14 protein-coding genes and 2 tRNA genes are annotated in these 17,358 nt (G+C 43.9%); all 16 read right to left on the minus strand.

Annotation, left to right across the window (positions count from 1 at the left end; translation table 11 throughout):
* Positions 1 to 157 precede the first annotated feature (157 nt).
* Positions 158 to 2,236: an elongation factor G gene (gene fusA, locus RWM02_RS09860; protein ID WP_314071797.1), complete on the minus strand. Its 2,079-nt coding sequence runs from the start codon at positions 2,234 to 2,236 to the stop codon at positions 158 to 160.
* A gap of 12 nt (positions 2,237 to 2,248) precedes the next feature.
* Positions 2,249 to 2,719 (minus strand): 30S ribosomal protein S7, encoded by a 471-nt coding sequence (gene rpsG, locus RWM02_RS09865; RefSeq protein ID WP_002947591.1) that lies wholly within the window; start codon positions 2,717 to 2,719, stop codon positions 2,249 to 2,251.
* Positions 2,720 to 2,794: 75 nt separating this feature from the next.
* Positions 2,795 to 3,202 carry a 30S ribosomal protein S12 gene (rpsL, locus tag RWM02_RS09870; RefSeq protein WP_004322129.1) on the minus strand — a complete coding sequence of 136 codons (408 nt, stop codon included), beginning with the start codon at positions 3,200 to 3,202 and terminating at the stop codon, positions 2,795 to 2,797.
* A 99-nt stretch (positions 3,203 to 3,301) separates the two neighbouring features.
* The gene (locus tag RWM02_RS09875; RefSeq protein ID WP_314071800.1) at positions 3,302 to 3,691 is read right to left on the minus strand and encodes a DoxX family protein; all 390 of its coding nucleotides are present in this window, start codon (positions 3,689 to 3,691) and stop codon (positions 3,302 to 3,304) included.
* Positions 3,692 to 3,797: 106 nt separating this feature from the next.
* Entirely contained in the window at positions 3,798 to 8,306 is a 4,509-nt protein-coding gene (gene rpoC / locus RWM02_RS09880) for a DNA-directed RNA polymerase subunit beta' (protein ID WP_314071803.1), read from the minus strand.
* On the minus strand, positions 8,299 to 12,435 hold the full coding sequence (gene rpoB, locus RWM02_RS09885; protein WP_314071805.1) for a DNA-directed RNA polymerase subunit beta: 4,137 nt from the start codon (positions 12,433 to 12,435) through the stop codon (positions 8,299 to 8,301). Before rpoB ends, rpoC begins: the two co-directional genes overlap by 8 nt.
* Positions 12,436 to 12,544: 109 nt before the next feature.
* On the minus strand, positions 12,545 to 12,922 hold the full coding sequence (gene rplL / locus RWM02_RS09890; protein ID WP_002947609.1) for a 50S ribosomal protein L7/L12: 378 nt from the start codon (positions 12,920 to 12,922) through the stop codon (positions 12,545 to 12,547).
* 16 nt (positions 12,923 to 12,938) lie between these two features.
* Positions 12,939 to 13,421, minus strand: a complete 483-nt coding sequence (rplJ, locus tag RWM02_RS09895; protein WP_002947610.1) for a 50S ribosomal protein L10 — start codon at positions 13,419 to 13,421, stop codon at positions 12,939 to 12,941.
* Positions 13,422 to 13,531: 110 nt separating this feature from the next.
* A complete protein-coding gene (rplA, locus tag RWM02_RS09900) occupies positions 13,532 to 14,236 on the minus strand; it encodes a 50S ribosomal protein L1 (protein WP_122861859.1) in 705 nt (234 codons plus the stop codon).
* Positions 14,237 to 14,358: 122 nt separating this feature from the next.
* Positions 14,359 to 14,784 carry a 50S ribosomal protein L11 gene (rplK, locus tag RWM02_RS09905; RefSeq protein ID WP_004322124.1) on the minus strand — a complete coding sequence of 142 codons (426 nt, stop codon included), beginning with the start codon at positions 14,782 to 14,784 and terminating at the stop codon, positions 14,359 to 14,361.
* A gap of 10 nt (positions 14,785 to 14,794) precedes the next feature.
* Complete coding sequence (nusG, locus tag RWM02_RS09910) at positions 14,795 to 15,328, minus strand: transcription termination/antitermination protein NusG (protein ID WP_100067254.1); 534 nt, start codon at positions 15,326 to 15,328, stop codon at positions 14,795 to 14,797.
* Positions 15,329 to 15,334: 6 nt separating this feature from the next.
* Positions 15,335 to 15,514 (minus strand): preprotein translocase subunit SecE, encoded by a 180-nt coding sequence (secE, locus tag RWM02_RS09915; RefSeq protein ID WP_122861858.1) that lies wholly within the window; start codon positions 15,512 to 15,514, stop codon positions 15,335 to 15,337.
* Positions 15,515 to 15,528: 14 nt separating this feature from the next.
* Positions 15,529 to 15,604, minus strand: a tRNA-Trp gene (locus RWM02_RS09920).
* Between the two features lie 8 nt (positions 15,605 to 15,612).
* Entirely contained in the window at positions 15,613 to 15,783 is a 171-nt protein-coding gene (gene rpmG / locus RWM02_RS09925) for a 50S ribosomal protein L33 (protein ID WP_004322121.1), read from the minus strand.
* 53 nt (positions 15,784 to 15,836) lie between these two features.
* A complete protein-coding gene (gene tuf / locus RWM02_RS09930; RefSeq protein ID WP_122874317.1) occupies positions 15,837 to 17,036 on the minus strand; it encodes an elongation factor Tu in 1,200 nt (399 codons plus the stop codon).
* Positions 17,037 to 17,095: 59 nt separating this feature from the next.
* A tRNA-Thr gene (locus RWM02_RS09935) sits at positions 17,096 to 17,170 on the minus strand.
* Between the last annotated feature and the right edge of the window lie 188 nt (positions 17,171 to 17,358).

Genomic DNA, 17,358 nt, shown 5'->3' on the forward strand with positions numbered 1-17,358 from the left:
CCTGTGGCCTCAGAATTAGGAATTCTGCGCTCTATCCAGCTGAGCTATGAGGACAGAAAATATATTAAATTTGCAAAATAAAAGCCATTTTAATCGCAAAGGCTAAAATGTGGATTAAATTTAAAGGCGAGGATTTAACATCCCCGCCAAATTTGGCTTAGCCGTTTCTTTTCTTGATAATCTCTTCGCTAACATTCTTTGGAACTTCCTCATAGTGGTCAAATTCCATAGAATAGGTCGCGCGACCTTGCGTCATAGAGCGAAGGTCCGTAGAGTAACCAAACATCTGGGCTAGCGGGCAGAAAGCCGTGATGATCTTGCTTCCGTTTCGCTCGTCCATAGAGTTTACCTGTCCGCGGCGTTTGTTTAAGTCGCCGATAACGTCGCCCATATAATCCTCAGGCGTCTCAACCTCGACCTTCATCATAGGCTCAAGGATAACCGCACCCGCTTTTCTAGCGCCCTCTTTGAAGCCCATAGAAGCAGCTAGTTTAAACGCCATTTCAGATGAGTCGACTTCGTGGTAGCTACCGTCAAATAGGGTAACTTTAACGTCTTCGACCGGATAGCCGGCAAGTACGCCGTTTTGAAGCGCTTCTTTGCAGCCTTTTTCAACTGCAGGGATGTATTCTTTAGGAACCACACCGCCTTTAATGTCGTTAACGAACTCAAATCCGCTAGCCGCAGGTAGCGGCTCAAGGCGCAAGAATACGTGTCCGTACTGACCGCGACCGCCTGATTGCTTAGCATATTTATACTCTTGCTCTATTGTTTTGCGGATAGTCTCGCGGTATGCGACTTGTGGCTGACCTACTTCGGCATCGACCTTAAATTCGCGTAGCATTCTGTCTACGATGATCTCAAGGTGAAGCTCGCCCATACCACTGATGATAGTTTGACCGCTCTCTTCATCAGTACCTACTCTAAAGCTTGGATCCTCTTGAGCTAGTTTTTGAAGCGCGATAGCCATTTTTTCTTGGTCGGCTTTAGTTTTTGGCTCAACGGCAACGCTGATAACCGGCTCAGGGAAGTCCATTTTCTCAAGGATAACCTTGTCTTTTTCGCTAGCTAGCGTATCGCCTGTTAGGGTATTTTTTAGACCTACGACCGCACCGATCTCGCCCGCGTGAAGAATCGAAATTTCCTCGCGTTTGTTTGAGTGCATTTTTAGCAAGCGACCGATTCTTTCTTTATTATCCTGAACGGTGTTGTAAGCATAGCTACCGCTCTCAAGACTACCGCGGTAAACGCGGATAAAGGTAAGCTGTCCTACGAACGGGTCGGTCATAATCTTAAACGCAAGAGCTGCAAATTCGCCGTTATCGGTGCTTTCTACCGTTACTTCGCTACCGTCTTCATAAACGCCCTTAATCGCCTCGATCTCATCCGGTGCAGGCAAATACGCTACGACCGCGTCAAGTAGGGGCTGGATGCCTTTGTTTTTAAATGCTGTTCCGCAAAGCATCGGAGTTATCGTCATTCTTAAGCAACCTGCTTTAATGCCTTTTTTGATCTCTTCTTCGCTTAGCTCCTCGCCCGAGAAAAATTTCTCCATCAAGCTATCGTCGGTTTCAGAAACTGCTTCGATCAACTTAGTACGGTACTCTTCTGCTTTTTCTTTTACTTCTGCAGGGATTTCTATCTCTTTATAATCAGTCGGCTTTTTATCGTCTTCCCAAACGTAAGCTTTCATCTTAACAAGATCGACCACGCCTCTAAAGTTATCCTCTGCGCCGATAGGAATTTGAATAGGCACCGGATTTGCTTTTAGGCGGTTTCTGATTTGAGACTCGACGTTATAAAAATTTGCGCCGATTCTATCCATTTTATTTACGAAAACGATTCTTGGGACGTGATATTTATTTGCTTGTCTCCAAACGGTCTCAGACTGAGGCTGTACGCCGCCGACTGAGCAGAATACCGAAACGGCGCCGTCAAGAACGCGCATAGAACGCTCAACTTCGATAGTAAAGTCGACGTGGCCCGGAGTGTCGATCAAATTTATCTGGTGATCTTTCCAAAAGCAAGTGGTCGCCGCAGACGTAATCGTAATACCGCGCTCTTTTTCTTGTTCCATCCAGTCCATCGTAGCAGCGCCGTCGTGAACCTCGCCGATCTTGTGGCTCATACCCGTAAAGAACAAAATTCTTTCGCTGGTCGTAGTTTTACCGGCATCGATGTGAGCAGCGATACCGATGTTTCTAACCATATGTAAAGGGGTTTTTCTATCTGCCATACCAGCCTCCTCTTACCAGCGGTAGTGAGCAAACGCTTTGTTAGCTTCTGCCATTTTGTAGGTGTCTTCCTTCTTCTTGAAAGACGCGCCTTTTGAATTTGCCGCATCAAGCAGCTCGTTAGCTAGCTTATCGATCATGGTTCTTTCGCTTCTTTTTCTGGCAAAACCGATGATCCAGCGGATAGCAAGAGCTTGTTGGCGAGCCGGGCGAACTTCTACCGGCACTTGGTAGGTAGCGCCGCCGACGCGACGAGATTTAACTTCCATAAGAGGCTTAATGTTTTCGATAGCATCGTTAAATACGTCTATACCTTTTACGTCGCCGCTTTTTTTCTCGATAGCTTTGATAGCGCCGTACATGATCTCGGTGGCGACGCTTTTTTTGCCGTCGTACATAAGAGAGTTAATAAATTTAGTGATTACCTTATTGCCGTAAATTGGATCCGGCATTACTTCCCTGACAGGAGCTTTTCTTCTTCTCATTTGATTATTCCTTCAAATTTTATAAATTTTACTCAAACCTATGCCGCTAATGGCATGGTCTGCGAACCTAAATTTTTATTTCTTTTTACCCGCTGCGGCTGCTGCTTGACCAGGTTTTGGACGTTTAGCGCCGTATTTTGAGCGAGAAACTGTTCTTTTCGCAACGCCGGCTGTATCAAGAGCGCCGCGTACGATGTGATATTTAACGCCCGGTAAGTCCTTAACACGACCGCCGCGCACTAGCACGATGCTGTGTTCTTGTAGGTTGTGGCCTTCGCCGCCGATATAGCTGATCACTTCAAATCCGCTTGTAAGCCTAACTTTGGCAACTTTTCTCAAAGCCGAGTTTGGTTTTTTAGGAGTCGTAGTGTAGACCCTAGTGCAAACTCCTCTTCTTTGAGGACACTCTTTTAGAGCTGGAGATTTTGACTTAAAAGTCACTTTCTTGCGCTCTTTTCTGACCAATTGATTAATGGTTGGCACAGTAATTCCTTTCGACTAAATTTATTAAAAAGACTTGATTTTATTTAAATTTGGCTTAATATAAGGTAAATTTCATCTTTAGCGCTGAATTTTATCGCGCTAATCTTTTCTAATCGCGTACTTTCCGCTTCCGCTAAAGATAATGCAAAGCGATAAAGCGATGTAAAGATATAAAATTTCAGCCTTAAAGCCGCCCGCGTTTGTAAGCTCCAGTAAATTTCCAAGTCCGTGATAGGCGTACATTATCGTTAGGCTCGTGCCGATAACGAGCAATGCTGCGATCCTTGAAAATATCCCTAGAATTATCATTATCGGCGCAACAACTTCGCCTACATAGGAGCCGTAAGCCACAATCTCAGGCAAGCCGGCTTTTGTTAAAATACTTTTTACGCCGCCTATGCCGTGTAAAATTTTCGCAAAGCCGTGCATAAAAAGGCAGATGCCAAGCCCTAGTCTCGCAAATAAAATTCCCAAATCGAAATTTTTCATTTTTACTCCAAATTTTCAAATTTAAAGGATTGATTTTATCTGATTAGTTTTAAAGCGAGGTAAATTTAAGCCCCGCCGAATTTAGCGAGGCTTGTGGGGTTAAATTTTAGTTTTGTTTTAGCTTGATCTTTTGATCTTGATAAAGGCCTGTTCCAACAGGGATCATGCGTCCTAGAATGACATTTTCTTTTAGATCCTCGAGGTGGTCGATCTTAGCAGCGATCGAAGCTTCGGTTAGAACCTTAGTCGTCTCTTGGAACGATGCCGCAGAGATCACGCTATCGCTTCCGATAGCAGCGCGCGTAACGCCTAGCAAAATAGGCTCGGCGATTGCAGGATTGCCGCCCATTCTCATTATGCGCTCGTTTTCTTCCTTAAATCTCGTTCGAGAGATCATATCGCCGGTGATGAAATTCGTATCGCCGCTATCGACGATCTTAACCTGACGAAGCATCTGAGAAACGATGATCTCGATATGCTTATCGGCGATCGCAACGCCTTGAGAGCGGTAAACTTGCTGAATTTCGCTGATCAAATAATAGTGCAGCGCTTTTTCGCCCAAAATTCTCAAAACGTCGTGGCTTGATATTAGTCCGTCGGTTAGCTTCTCGCCGGCGTGGATAAATTCGCCGTCGCGAACTTGAATTTGACGAGTTTTGTCTATTAAGTACTCGGCAGTCGCGCCGTCGTCGGCCTCGATCACGATGCGTTCTTTAGAGCGAAGCGGTTTTTCAAACCTTACGGTGCCGTCGATTTCGGCGATGATGGCCGTATTTTTCGGACGTCTAGCCTCAAACAGCTCGGACACGCGCGGCAAACCGCCCGTGATGTCTTTTGACTTCGCGACGGCCTTAGGCGTCTTAGCTAGGATGTCGGCTTGTTTTACCACTTCGTCGTTACCTACGAATATCGCGGTTTTTGGCTCCAACTGATAGCGGATTATCTTGCCCTCATCAGTGCTGATCACGATCGTAGGCTTGATGCCCGAAGGTAGATACTCGTTGATAACCAAGCGGCTCTGACCAGTCGCCTCGTCGTACTGCTCGGCAGCGCTATAGCCTGGCTCGATATCCTCGTATGTCACTCTACCAGCAGCCTCTGCGATGATCGGCGTAGAGTACGGATCCCACTCGGCTATGACGGTTTTTTCTTGGCTCTCAGGCTCGGAGATGACCGCTTTGCTATCCACGATATCGCTATCGTTTGCTTTGATGATAGAGTTTCGCGGGATATAGTAGCGAACTGCCTCTCTATCGTCCTCATCGGCAACCACGACAAATAGTCCCTTTTCCGTTACGACGTGACCTTTTTTGATATTTCTTAAGCGCTCTAAATAATCGCCCTTTAAGATGTAAAATTTAAGCACGCCGTTTGCACCGGCAAGGATTTTCTTAGCGATAGGCTCGCCGTCTTCTACCTTTATCTCGCTAGCAAACGGGATACGTTTAGGTACGTTCCAGCCCTCTTTGATAACCTCTGCGATACTTTCGTTCTCTTTGACCAAATCGCCGTCGGCATAAGGGATGTAAATTTTACCCTCAACCTTACCGCTAACGCCGGCTAGCTCGTTAGGTTTAGCCAGATCGCCTCTTCTTAGAGTATACTTAATCTCTTCTTTTTTACCTTTTACGATGATGTTTACGTCCTCGTGAGCAACCTCGATCTCGATCTTTCCGTCAAACGGAGCTTTGATCTTAGGCTCGACGAGTAAGACGGCTGAGTTTCTGCGATTTGCTACGATTCTCTTGCCGCCGTTTTCATAAACGTTTAGATTGTAGTATCTTATAAAGCCTTCTTTTTGCGCGACGACTTGGTAGTCTTGCTGCTCAGTCGATGCCGTACCGCCGATGTGGAAGGTTCTTAGCGTTAGCTGAGTACCGGGTTCGCCGATAGATTGAGCCGAGATGATACCGACGGCTTCGCCTGGTTTTACCAGTTTTCCTTCGCCCAAATTCACGCCGTAGCATTTCGCGCAAACGCCTTTTGCGGCTTTACAAGTTATCGGCGTTCTAATACTTACCGATTTTATACCTGCTTCGGTTATCGCCTTAGCCTTTTCTTCGTCTATCAGCGTACCTTCGCTAAATAGCACCTCGTTTGCTATCGGATCGATCACGTCGTCGGCTAGCACGCGGCCCAAAATTCTCTCTTCCAAGCTCTCGATAAGCTCGCCGTTGTCGGTGATCTCGGTGATCTCGACGCCCTCGTGAGTACCGCAGTCGTGCATAGTAACTTTCACGTTTTGCGCGACGTCGATTAGCTTTCTGGTTAGGTATCCGGCATTCGCCGTTTTTAGCGCGGTATCCGCAAGACCTTTTCTAGCACCGTGGGTTGAGTTAAAGTACTCAAGAACGTTTAGGCCTTCACGGAAGTTTGATATGATCGGCGTCTCGATGATCGAGCCGTCAGGCTTCGCCATAAGGCCGCGCATGCCGGCTAGCTGGCGAATTTGCGCCGCAGAGCCTCTCGCGCCGCTGTCGGCCATCATATAAATAGAGTTAAATCCACCCTTATCCCCCTGGATGAGCTTCATCATCTCGCCCGCGACGACGTTGTTCGTATCCGTCCAGATGTCGATGATTTTATTATATCTCTCTGAGTCCGTTAGCAAGCCCGCACCGTATTGATTTTGTATCTCGCGGACTTTTTTCTTGGCTTCGTTAATATACTTTTGCTTGCTATCAGGCACGATGATATCGGCGATCGAGATCGAGATACCGGCCTTGGTCGCATAGCGGAAGCCCAAATTTTTAAGCTTATCCAAAAATCCCGCCGTTACCTCAAGACCGCCGTTTTTATAGACGTAATCGACCAAATTTGCGATATCTTTTTTCTTCATAACTCTGTTCCACATATTTTCAGGAACGAAATCAGGCAGAATCGAGCGGATGATAAGGCGACCTGCAGTCGTAAATAGCGTCTTGCCGTCGATCATAGTTTTAATTTTCGAGTGTACCTCTAGGCAGTGCGCTTCCTCGGCAATCATTACTTCATCTACGGATGCGAAAATTTTATTCGCGCCCTTGCTATCGGTCTTTTCTAAGCTTAGATAGTAAATTCCCAAAACCATATCCTGGCTAGGAACGGTGATAGCCTTACCGCTCGCAGGAAGCAAGATGTTCATCGAGCTAAGCATCAAAATTTTGCACTCTGCGATAGCTTCCTGCGATAGCGGCACGTGAACAGCCATCTGGTCGCCGTCGAAGTCCGCGTTAAATGCGGCGCAAACTAGCGGATGTAGCTGGATAGCTTTGCCCTCGACGAGTACCGGGTGAAATGCCTGGATAGATAATTTGTGAAGCGTCGGAGCGCGGTTTAGCATAACCGGGTGATCTTTAACGACCTCCTCTAGGCACTCCCAAACCTCGTTCGTCTTATCCTCTATCATCTTTTTGGCTTGTTTTACGGTCGTAGCGTAGCCCTTCTCCTCAAGGCGAGCCAGCAAGTGCGGCTTAAACAGCTCAAGAGCCATTCTTTTCGGTAGTCCGCACTGATCCATGCGCAGTTTTGGTCCGACGACGATAACAGAACGACCGGAAAAGTCGACGCGCTTACCGAGCAAATTTTGACGGAAGCGGCCTTGCTTACCTTTAATGATCTCAGAAAGCGATTTTAGAGGGCGTTTGTTTGCGCCTTTTACCGCATTTGCACGTCGCCCGTTGTCAAATAGCGCATCCACGGACTCCTGAAGCATACGCTTTTCGTTTCTGATGATAATCTCAGGCGCGTCAAGCTCCATAAGGCGTTTTAAACGCGCATTTCTATTTATAACGCGGCGATATAGGTCATTTACGTCAGAAACCGCAAATTTACCGCCGTCAAGGCTAACAAGCGGGCGAAGATCCGGCGGAAGGACCGGTAAATTCGTAATCATCATCCACTCAGGACGGTTGCCGGAATTTAAAAAGCTCTCGACGACTTTTAGTCTTTTTACTATGGTTTTTTTCTTGGCTTCAGAATTTGTCGCGCTAATCTCGTCTTTTAGAGTATTTAAAAGCTCGACCAAATCGATATTTGCTAGCAAATCGCGGATAACTTCGCCGCCCATTCTAGCTCTAAATCCGCTCTCTTCGAAGCGAGAAGCCAAAGAAACGTATTGCTCTTCGTTTAAAACGTCGAAAATTTCTACCTTTTTACTACTTTCGGTATCGTAAAAGGCGTCGCCTACGCTCTCGACGATATATGCCTCATAGTAAAGTACGCGCTCAAGATCTTTCATCTTTATGCCAAGTAGCGTTCCTATGCGGCTTGGGAGCGAATTTACGTACCAGATATGCGCTACAGGAGTCACGAGCTCGATGTGGCCCATTCTAGAGCGGCGCACCTTTGAGCTAGTTACCTCGACGCCGCATTTTTCGCACTTGATGCCTTTATAGCGCATTTTTTTATACTTACCGCAAAGGCACTCGTAGTCTCGGATCGGACCGAAAATCTTAGCACAAAATAGACCGTCGCGCTCAGGTTTTAGCGTGCGGTAGTTTATGGTTTCGGGTTTTTTGACCTCGCCGTGGCTCCATGACTTTATCCTCTCAGGGCTAGCCAAACGAAGCTGAAACGCTTCAAAATCGCGCGGTCTGCGTTCTTCTTTTATCTCAATAGGTTTTAACTCACTCATTATTTTCATCCTCATCGTATATCTCGACATCAAGCGCCAATGATTTTAGCTCGTTTGTTAGAACGAAAAATGTCTCAGGAATGCCAGTTTCAGGCACATTCTCGCCTCTAGTTAGGGCTTTATACGCAGACAAGCGTCCCTCGACGTCGTCTGATTTGACCGTTAGCATCTCGCGAAGCGTATGAGCCGCGCCGTATGCCTCAAGTGCCCAAACCTCCATCTCTCCAAATCTTTGTCCGCCAAATAGCGCCTTACCGCCGACCGGCTGCTGAGTAACAAGGCTGTATGGGCCAGTACTTCTAGCGTGGACTTTTTCGTCGACTAGGTGGTGAAGCTTTAGCATATACATACATCCGACGTTTACGCGTTCTTTGATCTTTGAGCCCGTGCGTCCGTCGTAAAGCTCGGTCTTGCCGTCCATATCGATCTTAGCTAGCTCAAATAGTTTCATTAACTCATCGACCCTTACGCCCTCAAATATAGGCGTGGCAAATTTGACGCCGTTAGCCCAATCTCTAGCGTAGTCTAAAAGCATCTCGTCGCTCATTTTGCCTAGAGTCTTTTTGGCATCCATAAATTTAGATGCAGAAGCTATCTCGATCATTTTGGCTCGTAGCTCTTTTACCCACTCGCCTTTTTTCTCTTGGAAAATTTGATTTATTTGCTCGCCCAAACGGTAGCCGACAAGTCCCAAGTGGCTTTCTAAAATTTGACCGATATTCATACGGCTAGGAACACCCAGCGGATTTAACACGATATCGACTGGTTGACCGCTCGGTAGATACGGCATATCAACCTCTGGCACGATGTTTGAAACGATACCTTTGTTTCCGTGGCGGCCCGCCATCTTATCGCCCACTTTTAGCTTGCGCTTGGTGGCGATATAGACTTTAACGAGCTTAACTACTCCGCTTGGCAAGATGTCGTCTTTTTCTAAAATTTCCATCTTAGCGTCATGCTCTTCTTTGAGCTTTTTCTTCTCGTTTTGGAAATGATTTTTTATGTCGTCGTATGATTTTTGAACGTCTTTTGAAAAACCTTTAACGATCGCGCTTAGAGTAAAGCGGTTGATGTTTTCAAACTCTTCTTTATCGATCTTCTCGCCTTTTTTATAGGTTTTTTTGCCGATAGTTTGAGCAGAGCTCAAAGGCGTTTTGCAAAGCAAAGCGCCCACTTTTAGCATCTCTTCGCGGTCTAGCATCAAGAGCCTATCGTGGTGTTCTTTTTCAAAAGCCGCTTTTTCTTCTTCGTAAACTTTATTTGAGCGATTATCTTTTTCGTGGCCCTTTTTGGTAAAAATTTTAACGTCTACCACGACGCCTTCCATAGATGCTGTCGCGTAAAGAGATTTATTTACCACATGACCGGCTTTTTCTCCAAAAATCGCGCGAAGCAAGCGCTCCTCAGGCGTCGGCTTAACCTCGCCTTTTGGAGAAACCTTACCAACTAGGATCATGCCGGGTTTTACTTGCGTGCCGATTTTTATTATACCGCTATCATCTAGGTGAAGCAGATCTTCCTCTTTGATATTCGGGATATCTTTAGTAATCTCCTCAACGCCGTCTTTTAGCTCGCGCGCCTCGATCTCTTTTTCATAAATATGCACGCTCGTAAATGCATCCTCTCGGATCATTTTTTCGCTAATTACGATGGCATCCTCGTAGTTGTACCCGTTCCACGGCATGAAAGCTATAAGGGCGTTTTTACCGATAGCCAGCTCGCCGCGCTCCATAGACGGACCGTCGGCTATGATCTGTCCGGCCGCTACGCTTTCGCCTTTTTTGACGATAGGATGCTGAGAAAAAGTCGTGTTTTGGTTGGTTCTTAAATTTTTCTCCATAGAGTAGTGATCGATATACGGACCAGCCTCGTCTTCGCCGAGGATAAAGATGTTTTTATTATCTACTTTTTCAACCACTCCCGCGCGTCTAGCCTTGATAGCTTCCCAAGCGTCGCGAGCTACAGTGCTCTCCATACCCGTACCTACGATAGGAGCGGATGAGCGAAGTAGCGGTACCGCTTGGCGTTGCATGTTTGATCCCATTAGGGCGCGGTTCGCGTCGTCGTGCTCCAAAAACGGAATAAGCGATGCCGCAACGCCGGCTATCATGCCGGAGCAAAGGTCAATAAGTTTAACGTCCTCGCGTTTAGCTAGTATCATCTCGCCGTCTTGTCTAGCCTCAATCAAATCCTCTACTATATAGCCGCTATCGTCAAGCGCGGTAGAAGCCGGAGCGATAACCAAATTTTCCTCTTGAGTCGCCGTTAGATATACGATCTCGTCGGTTACTTTGCCGTCTACGACTTTTTTATACGGAGCCTCGACGAAGCCGAGATTATTTACCTTCGCGTAAGTAGAAAGGGTGTTGATAAGACCGATGTTTTGACCCTCCGGAGTTTCTACCGGGCAAATTCTGCCGTAGTGAGTCGGATGAACGTCGCGCACCTCAAAGCCGGCCCTATCTTTTACGAGACCGCCTTCGCCCAGCGCCGAAAGTCTGCGTTTGTGCGTAACTTCGCTAAGCGGGTTGGTTTGATCCATAAACTGACTCAACTGACCGCCGGTGAAAAACTCCATTATCGTCGTGGTTATCATTTTTGGATTAACCAGATCGTAAGGCATAATCTCCTCAGTATTACCCAGCGTCGTAAATTTATCCCTGATAGCCTTTTGCATTTTTACAAAGCCTAGGTGAAGCTCGTTTGCCAAAAGCTCGCCGATAGAGCGGATACGACGGTTGCCGAGGTGATCGCGGTCGTCGATATGTCCTTGTCCGTTTTTGACCTTTATCAAATATTTTGCCGTTTTTATAATGTCTTCGCTGGTCAAAACCGTTACATATTCAGGTACTTCAAGTGCTAGCTTGTGGTTCATTTTCATACGACCGACACCCGTCAAATCATATCTTTCAGGATTGAAAAATAGATCGTTTACGAAAGCGCGAGCAGCGTCTTTGACAACCGGTTCGCCAGGGCGCATAACTTTATAAATTCTTATCGCCGCAAGATCGTTTTCGTCATCGACGTTTTCGGTTTGACGTAGCAGTTTGAGCGTCTCGTTATCGGCGATAAATGAATTTATTATCGCATCGTCCACGCCTGCAGCCAGGTCGTTTGCTATCTCGATACTCTCTTGATCAGCCAAAATTTTAACCAATTTATTTTCGTCAAGCTGCGCAAGAGTATCGTAAAGCACCTCGCCGCTATTTTTGTCGATAACCGGGTGAGCTAAAAATCTATTTACCAAAATTTCAGTCGGATACTCGACAAATTTGACACCGTCGGCAATAATCTTATCGGCCTTTTTCTTGGTTAGTCTTTTACCAGCCTCGTGTAAAACATTGCCTTCTTCGTCTTTTATGTCGTATTCAACCCTGCCCTGATAATCATCTGGGTTAAATGGCGTCAAAAATTTATTATCTTTTATTGTTAAAGTTTGTATAGGATAAAATAACTTGATAATATCTTGCTTTTTATATCCAAGCGCCCTAAATAGGATAGTTACTGGTACTTTTCTGCGCTTATTTATTCGAACGTAAAGTACATCTTTGGTGTCATATTCAAAATATAGCCAGCTACCGCGGTCAGGAATGATTTGAGCCGTATAAATAAGCTTATTTACGACTGTCGGGCTTTCCTCTTCTTTAAAGATAACGCCGGGACTTCTGTGAAGCTGATTAACCACGACACGCTCGACGCCATTAATAATAAATGAAATTCTATCAGTCATCAAAGGAATTTCGCGAACGAAAATTTCTTGCTCTTTTATATCTTTTATGCCGATCTTCTCGCCTGTTTTTTCATCTCTCTCGTGAACAATCAGCCTTATTTTCATTTTTAAATTTACAGAATAAGTAAGCCCGCGCTCCATGCACTCTCTGATCGTATATTTTGGTTTTCCGATTTCAGAACTTACGTATTCCAAGCTTAAGCGGTTTTGCGGATCATGTATAGGAAATATTGATTTGAAAACTTTTTCTATACCGCTTTCGCCTTGATTTTTATCTACGTTTAAAAACTGGTCAAAACTCTTTTTTTGTAATTGTAGCAGGTTAGGAACATCGATCTCTTTGGCAACATTTGAAAAATCAACTCTAAGACGATTTCCTGAGTATAAACTATTTAGCATATTCTACCTCATGGTATAAGTTTGAAAGAAAGTAAATAACCGCACGTCTGCGGCATCTTTGTAAAAATTAAATAAGGAGGCGACGCCTCCTTTGTAAAAATAAGTGAAATTATTTAAGTTCGACTTTAGCACCAGCTTCTTCAAGCTCTTTTTTAGCTGCTTCAGCCTCGTCTTTGCTAACACCCTCTTTAATAACAGAAGGAGTTTGCTCAACTGCGTCTTTAGCCTCTTTAAGACCAAGACCTGTAAGAGCGCGAACGACTTTAATAACGTTGATTTTCTTGTCGCCGCCGTCAACTAGAACAACGTTAAATTCTGTTTTCTCTTCAGCTGCATCGGCTGCGCCGCCTGCTGCTGCGCCGCCTGCTACCATTACCGGAGCAGCGCTTACGCCAAATTTCTCTTCAAATTCTTTTACTAGCTCACTTAGCTCTAATACTGAAAGATTAGAGATAAATTCTAATACGTCCTCTTTAGTAATTGCCATTTTTTATCCTTTTATATTATGCTGATTTTTCTTTTTTCTCTTTAAGCGCATTTAGTCCAATAGTGAAATTTTGGATAGGCGCATTCCAAACTTGCAAAAGCATAGCAAGTAACTCATCACGGCTAGGCATCTTAGATAGAGCCTTGACCTTCTCGACGCTTGCAACTTCGCCGTCAATATGAGCGGTTTTGATTTTGAATAGTTCGCTGTTGGTCTCTTCAAATTTAGCCGCAACCTTAGTAGCTGAAAGCTGATCGCCCCAGATAAAGATATTTGTATCTTTTAAGACCATACCAGACTTTTCAACGTTATTAAGAGCGATATTTGCAAGAGTATTTTTTACGATTTGAACTTTTACGTTTAAAACTCTAGCAGCATCTCTTAATGCTTCTAGTTTTTTAGTGCTAAGACCGCGATAATCGCAAACTATAATCGCTTCATTTTCTTTAAATTCGGCCTCAAGTTTACTGATTATTTCAGATTTTTCGTTTCTCGTCATCTAGTTTTTCTCCTTTCCGACTAGTGATTTCAAGCAGAGTGGCATAAAAGCACGATTAAGCAAAAGCCTCTGCTATCTCCAATCTAAGATAAAAATTTATTAGCTAAAAATTAGCGTAGATCCATAAGCTCTTGAGTCTCAAGTAGAACAGAAGGGCTCATAGTTAATGATAAAGCGGCGCTCTTAATATATCTACCTTTTGCTGCCGCAGGTTTTTGTCTATTTACTGCTTTAATAAGGGTTGAAATATTATCGTTTAACTGTTCTTTTGAAAAGCTAACTTTGCCAAGACCGGCGTGTATATTTCCTTGCTTATCTACGCGGAAATTAACTTGACCGCTTTTTGCGTTATTAACCGCTTGAGCTACATCCATAGTAACAGTGCCTGTTTTTGGGTTTGGCATAAGACCTTTTGGTCCCAAAATTCGTCCTACTTTACCGACTAAGCCCATTAAATTTGGAGTGGCAATAAGAACGTCGAAATTCATAATTCCTTTTTGGATATCCTCGACAAGTTCATCGCTACCGACTATATCGGCACCAGCAGCTTTTGCTTCGTCGGCTTTCGCATCTTTTGCTATAACGGCTACACGAACGGTTTTGCCGGTTCCCGCAGGAAGCACAACTGAGCCTCTAACCATTTGATCTGCATGTCTTGGATCGACGTTAAGTTTTAATGCTATTTCGACTGTTTCGTCAAATTTAGCGCTTTTTAGTAATTTTACAGTATCGATAGCTTCTGCTAAAGAGTAAGCTTTAGTGGTATCAACTTTTTCAAGTAGCTTACCAAATCTTTTTGTAGTTTTTTTTGACATTAATTTCTCCGCATTTTTAAATTTTATGCTTCCACATTGCCAAATTTAAAACACACGCGTCATAAAATATTAACGCGTGTTTATAAATTTAACTTTAAAAAAATCCTTATGTGGTAAAAGGATTAGTCTACTACCGTAATCCCTATTGAACGAGCTGAGCCAGCGATAATTTTAGCTGCTTGCTCTCTATCTTTAGTATTTAAGTCGGCAATTTTTTTCTCAACTATTTCAAGCACCTGAGCTTTTGTAAGCTTAGCTACTTTGTTTTTTAACGGATTATCCGAACCTTTTTCAATGCCTGCAGCTTTTTTAATTAAATCCGTAGCAGGCGGCTGTTTTGTGATAAACGTAAAGCTTCTATCTGCATAAACAGTGATAACGACTGGGACCCTAAAGCCAGCCATATCTTTTGTTCTTTCGTTAAATGCTTTACAAAATTCCATAATATTAACGCCTTGCTGACCAAGAGCCGGACCTACCGGAGGGCTTGGATTTGCTTTTGCAGCAGCAATATGTAATTTAATTTCGCCTATAACTTTTTTAGCCATAAACTTCTCCTTATACTATCTTCTCGACTTGTGAATATAAAATCTCAACTGGAGTACTTCTGCCAAATATCGAAACATTTAGCCTTAGTTTTCCATGTATCATATCATACTCTTCTACTATACCGGTAAAATTCGCGAAAGGTCCTTCTGTAATACGAACATTTTCTCCATTATCAAAGAAAATTTTTGGTTTAGGAGCAGCTCGCTTTTGGACTTTTTCTAAAATTAAATTTATATCTTTTTCGCTTAACGGCGTAGGTTTTTTTGCCTCACCTATAAATCTACCAACCTTAGGAAGAGACTGAATTTTGTGCCAAAGAGCTGTATCCAAATCAAGATGCGCAAAAGCATATCCTGGATAAAGGCTTCTTTCGTTTATTTTTTTCTTACCGTTTTTGATTTCTATTACATCTTCAGTAGGAACTATAATCTCTTTTAGTTGTTCTTCAATGTGATTATCTCTAACCAAATTTTCAATAGCTCTCTTTACGCTCATTTCGCTACCGGCATAAGTTTGAATCGCATACCATTTATGTGCCATAATTCAACCTTAAATCAGCTTTGAAAGAGAGAAAGACATAATTGCATCAACAAGAGCTAAAAAGAGCGAAACAATAGCCACTACGGCAAAAACTGTTATAAAAGCATTTCTTATTTGCTCTTTGAGCGGAAAAATTACCTTTCCAATCTCGGCGCGAGAAAGCTTTATATAATTTACTATTTTTTCCATTTTTAACCTTTTGATGGCAGGGCAAGAGGGATTCGAACCCCCAACCATTGGATTTGGAATCCAGCGCTCTACCGTTGGAGCTATTGCCCTAAAAAGCCTTAGCTCTTTAACTTAACTTCTTTATGAACAGTATGTTTTTTTAATCTTGGGCAATATTTTTTTAGTTCTAATTTTTCAGTTGTTGTCTTGCTGTTTTTTACTGTAGTGTAATTTATATCACCTGATTCAGAACATTTAAGACCAACTTTTATTCTATTACCTTTTGCCATAAATTCCCTTTGAAAAAGCGGAGAAGAATCTCCGCTAAAAATTATAAATTAGATTATGCCAGAATCTTAGAAACAACGCCTGAACCGACCGTTCTGCCGCCTTCGCGGATCGCAAAGCGAGTTCCCTCTTCAAGAGCAACTGGCGCAATAAGCTCAACAGTTATCTTTAGGTTATCACCAGGCATAACCATCTCTGTTCCTTCTGGAAGAGTGATAGAACCTGTAACATCAGTCGTTCTTACATAGAATTGCGGTCTATAGTTATTAAAGAATGGAGTGTGGCGTCCACCTTCTTCTTTTGTTAAAATATAAACTTCGCCCTCAAATTTAGTGTGAGGAGTAATTGATTTAGGTTTGCAAAGAACCATACCGCGCTCAACATCTTCTTTTTTTGTGCCTCTTAGAAGAACGCCTACGTTATCGCCTGCTTCACCTTGGTCCATTTCTTTTCTAAACATCTCGACGCCGGTAACTGTAGTAGTTTGAGTTGGTCTAATACCTACGATTTCGATGGTATCGCCGACTTTTACCACACCTTTTTCAATTCTACCGGTAACAACCGTACCGCGACCAGAAATAGAGAAAACGTCCTCAATAGGCATCAAGAAGTCTTTGTCTGTTGCGCGAACTGGAGTTGGGATATATTCGTCAACTCTAGCCATAAGCTCAAGAACCTTTGCAGACCATTCGCCCTCTGTTCCAGCTTTAGCCTCATTAAGAGCTTGTAGAGCCGAACCTGCTACGATTGGAGTATCGTCACCTGGGAAATCATACTCGTTTAGAAGTTCGCGAATTTCCATCTCAACTAGCTCAAGAAGCTCAGCATCGTCAACCATATCAGCTTTGTTCATGAAAACAACGATATATGGAACGCCTACTTGGCGAGATAGCAAGATGTGCTCTCTAGTTTGAGGCATTGGGCCGTCAGCAGCAGAAACAACTAGGATAGCACCGTCCATTTGAGCCGCACCGGTAATCATGTTTTTAACGTAGTCGGCGTGGCCTGGGCAGTCAACGTGCGCATAGTGGCGATTTTCAGTCTCGTACTCGATGTGAGAAGTAGCGATGGTAATACCGCGCTCTTTTTCCTCTGGAGCGTTGTCGATATTATCATAGTCTTTTAACTCAGCAAGACCTTTTCTTGAAAGAACAGCAGAAATTGCAGCTGTCAAAGTTGTTTTACCATGGTCAACGTGACCGATAGTACCGATGTTTACGTGTGGCTTGTTACGTGAAAATTTTTCTTTTGCCATCTCTTCCTCCGTAATGATATTTGCAATTCAAATTTATGCTTATTTTTCTCTAAAATCCGTGGAGCTCATAGCGGGACTTGAACCCGCGACCTCTTCCTTACCAAGGAAGTGCTCTACCTCTGAGCCATATGAGCGCTATAAACGCTTGGCATTAGAGAATTTTTGAAAAGCATAAACAACTAAATGAAATTAAAAAGGTGTGCCGTAGGAAATGTATAAAATTTAATATTTTTATCATCTTACAGCTCCCAGTTTAGTTCCAAAATCTGGAGCGGGAAACGGGGCTCGAACCCGCGACCCTCAGCTTGGAAGGCTGATGCTC

Source organism: Campylobacter showae (genome assembly GCF_963515975.1).
Classification (GTDB): Bacteria; Campylobacterota; Campylobacteria; order Campylobacterales; family Campylobacteraceae; genus Campylobacter_A; species Campylobacter_A showae_F.

Excerpts from the sequence above, each read along its gene's own strand:
- fusA (WP_314071797.1), bottom strand. The coding sequence starts at position 2,236 with ATGGCAGATAGAAAAACCCCTTTACATATGGTTAGAAACATCGGTATC.
- rpsG (WP_002947591.1), bottom strand. The coding sequence starts at position 2,719 with ATGAGAAGAAGAAAAGCTCCTGTCAGGGAAGTAATGCCGGATCCAATT.
- RWM02_RS09875 (WP_314071800.1), bottom strand. The coding sequence starts at position 3,691 with ATGAAAAATTTCGATTTGGGAATTTTATTTGCGAGACTAGGGCTTGGC.
- rpoC (WP_314071803.1), bottom strand. The coding sequence starts at position 8,306 with ATGAGTGAGTTAAAACCTATTGAGATAAAAGAAGAACGCAGACCGCGC.
- rpoB (WP_314071805.1), bottom strand. The coding sequence starts at position 12,435 with ATGCTAAATAGTTTATACTCAGGAAATCGTCTTAGAGTTGATTTTTCA.
- rplL (WP_002947609.1), bottom strand. The coding sequence starts at position 12,922 with ATGGCAATTACTAAAGAGGACGTATTAGAATTTATCTCTAATCTTTCA.
- rplJ (WP_002947610.1), bottom strand. The coding sequence starts at position 13,421 with ATGACGAGAAACGAAAAATCTGAAATAATCAGTAAACTTGAGGCCGAA.
- rplA (WP_122861859.1), bottom strand. The coding sequence starts at position 14,236 with ATGTCAAAAAAAACTACAAAAAGATTTGGTAAGCTACTTGAAAAAGTT.
- rplK (WP_004322124.1), bottom strand. The coding sequence starts at position 14,784 with ATGGCTAAAAAAGTTATAGGCGAAATTAAATTACATATTGCTGCTGCA.
- secE (WP_122861858.1), bottom strand. The coding sequence starts at position 15,514 with ATGGAAAAAATAGTAAATTATATAAAGCTTTCTCGCGCCGAGATTGGA.
- rpmG (WP_004322121.1), bottom strand. The coding sequence starts at position 15,783 with ATGGCAAAAGGTAATAGAATAAAAGTTGGTCTTAAATGTTCTGAATCA.
- tuf (WP_122874317.1), bottom strand. The coding sequence starts at position 17,036 with ATGGCAAAAGAAAAATTTTCACGTAACAAGCCACACGTAAACATCGGT.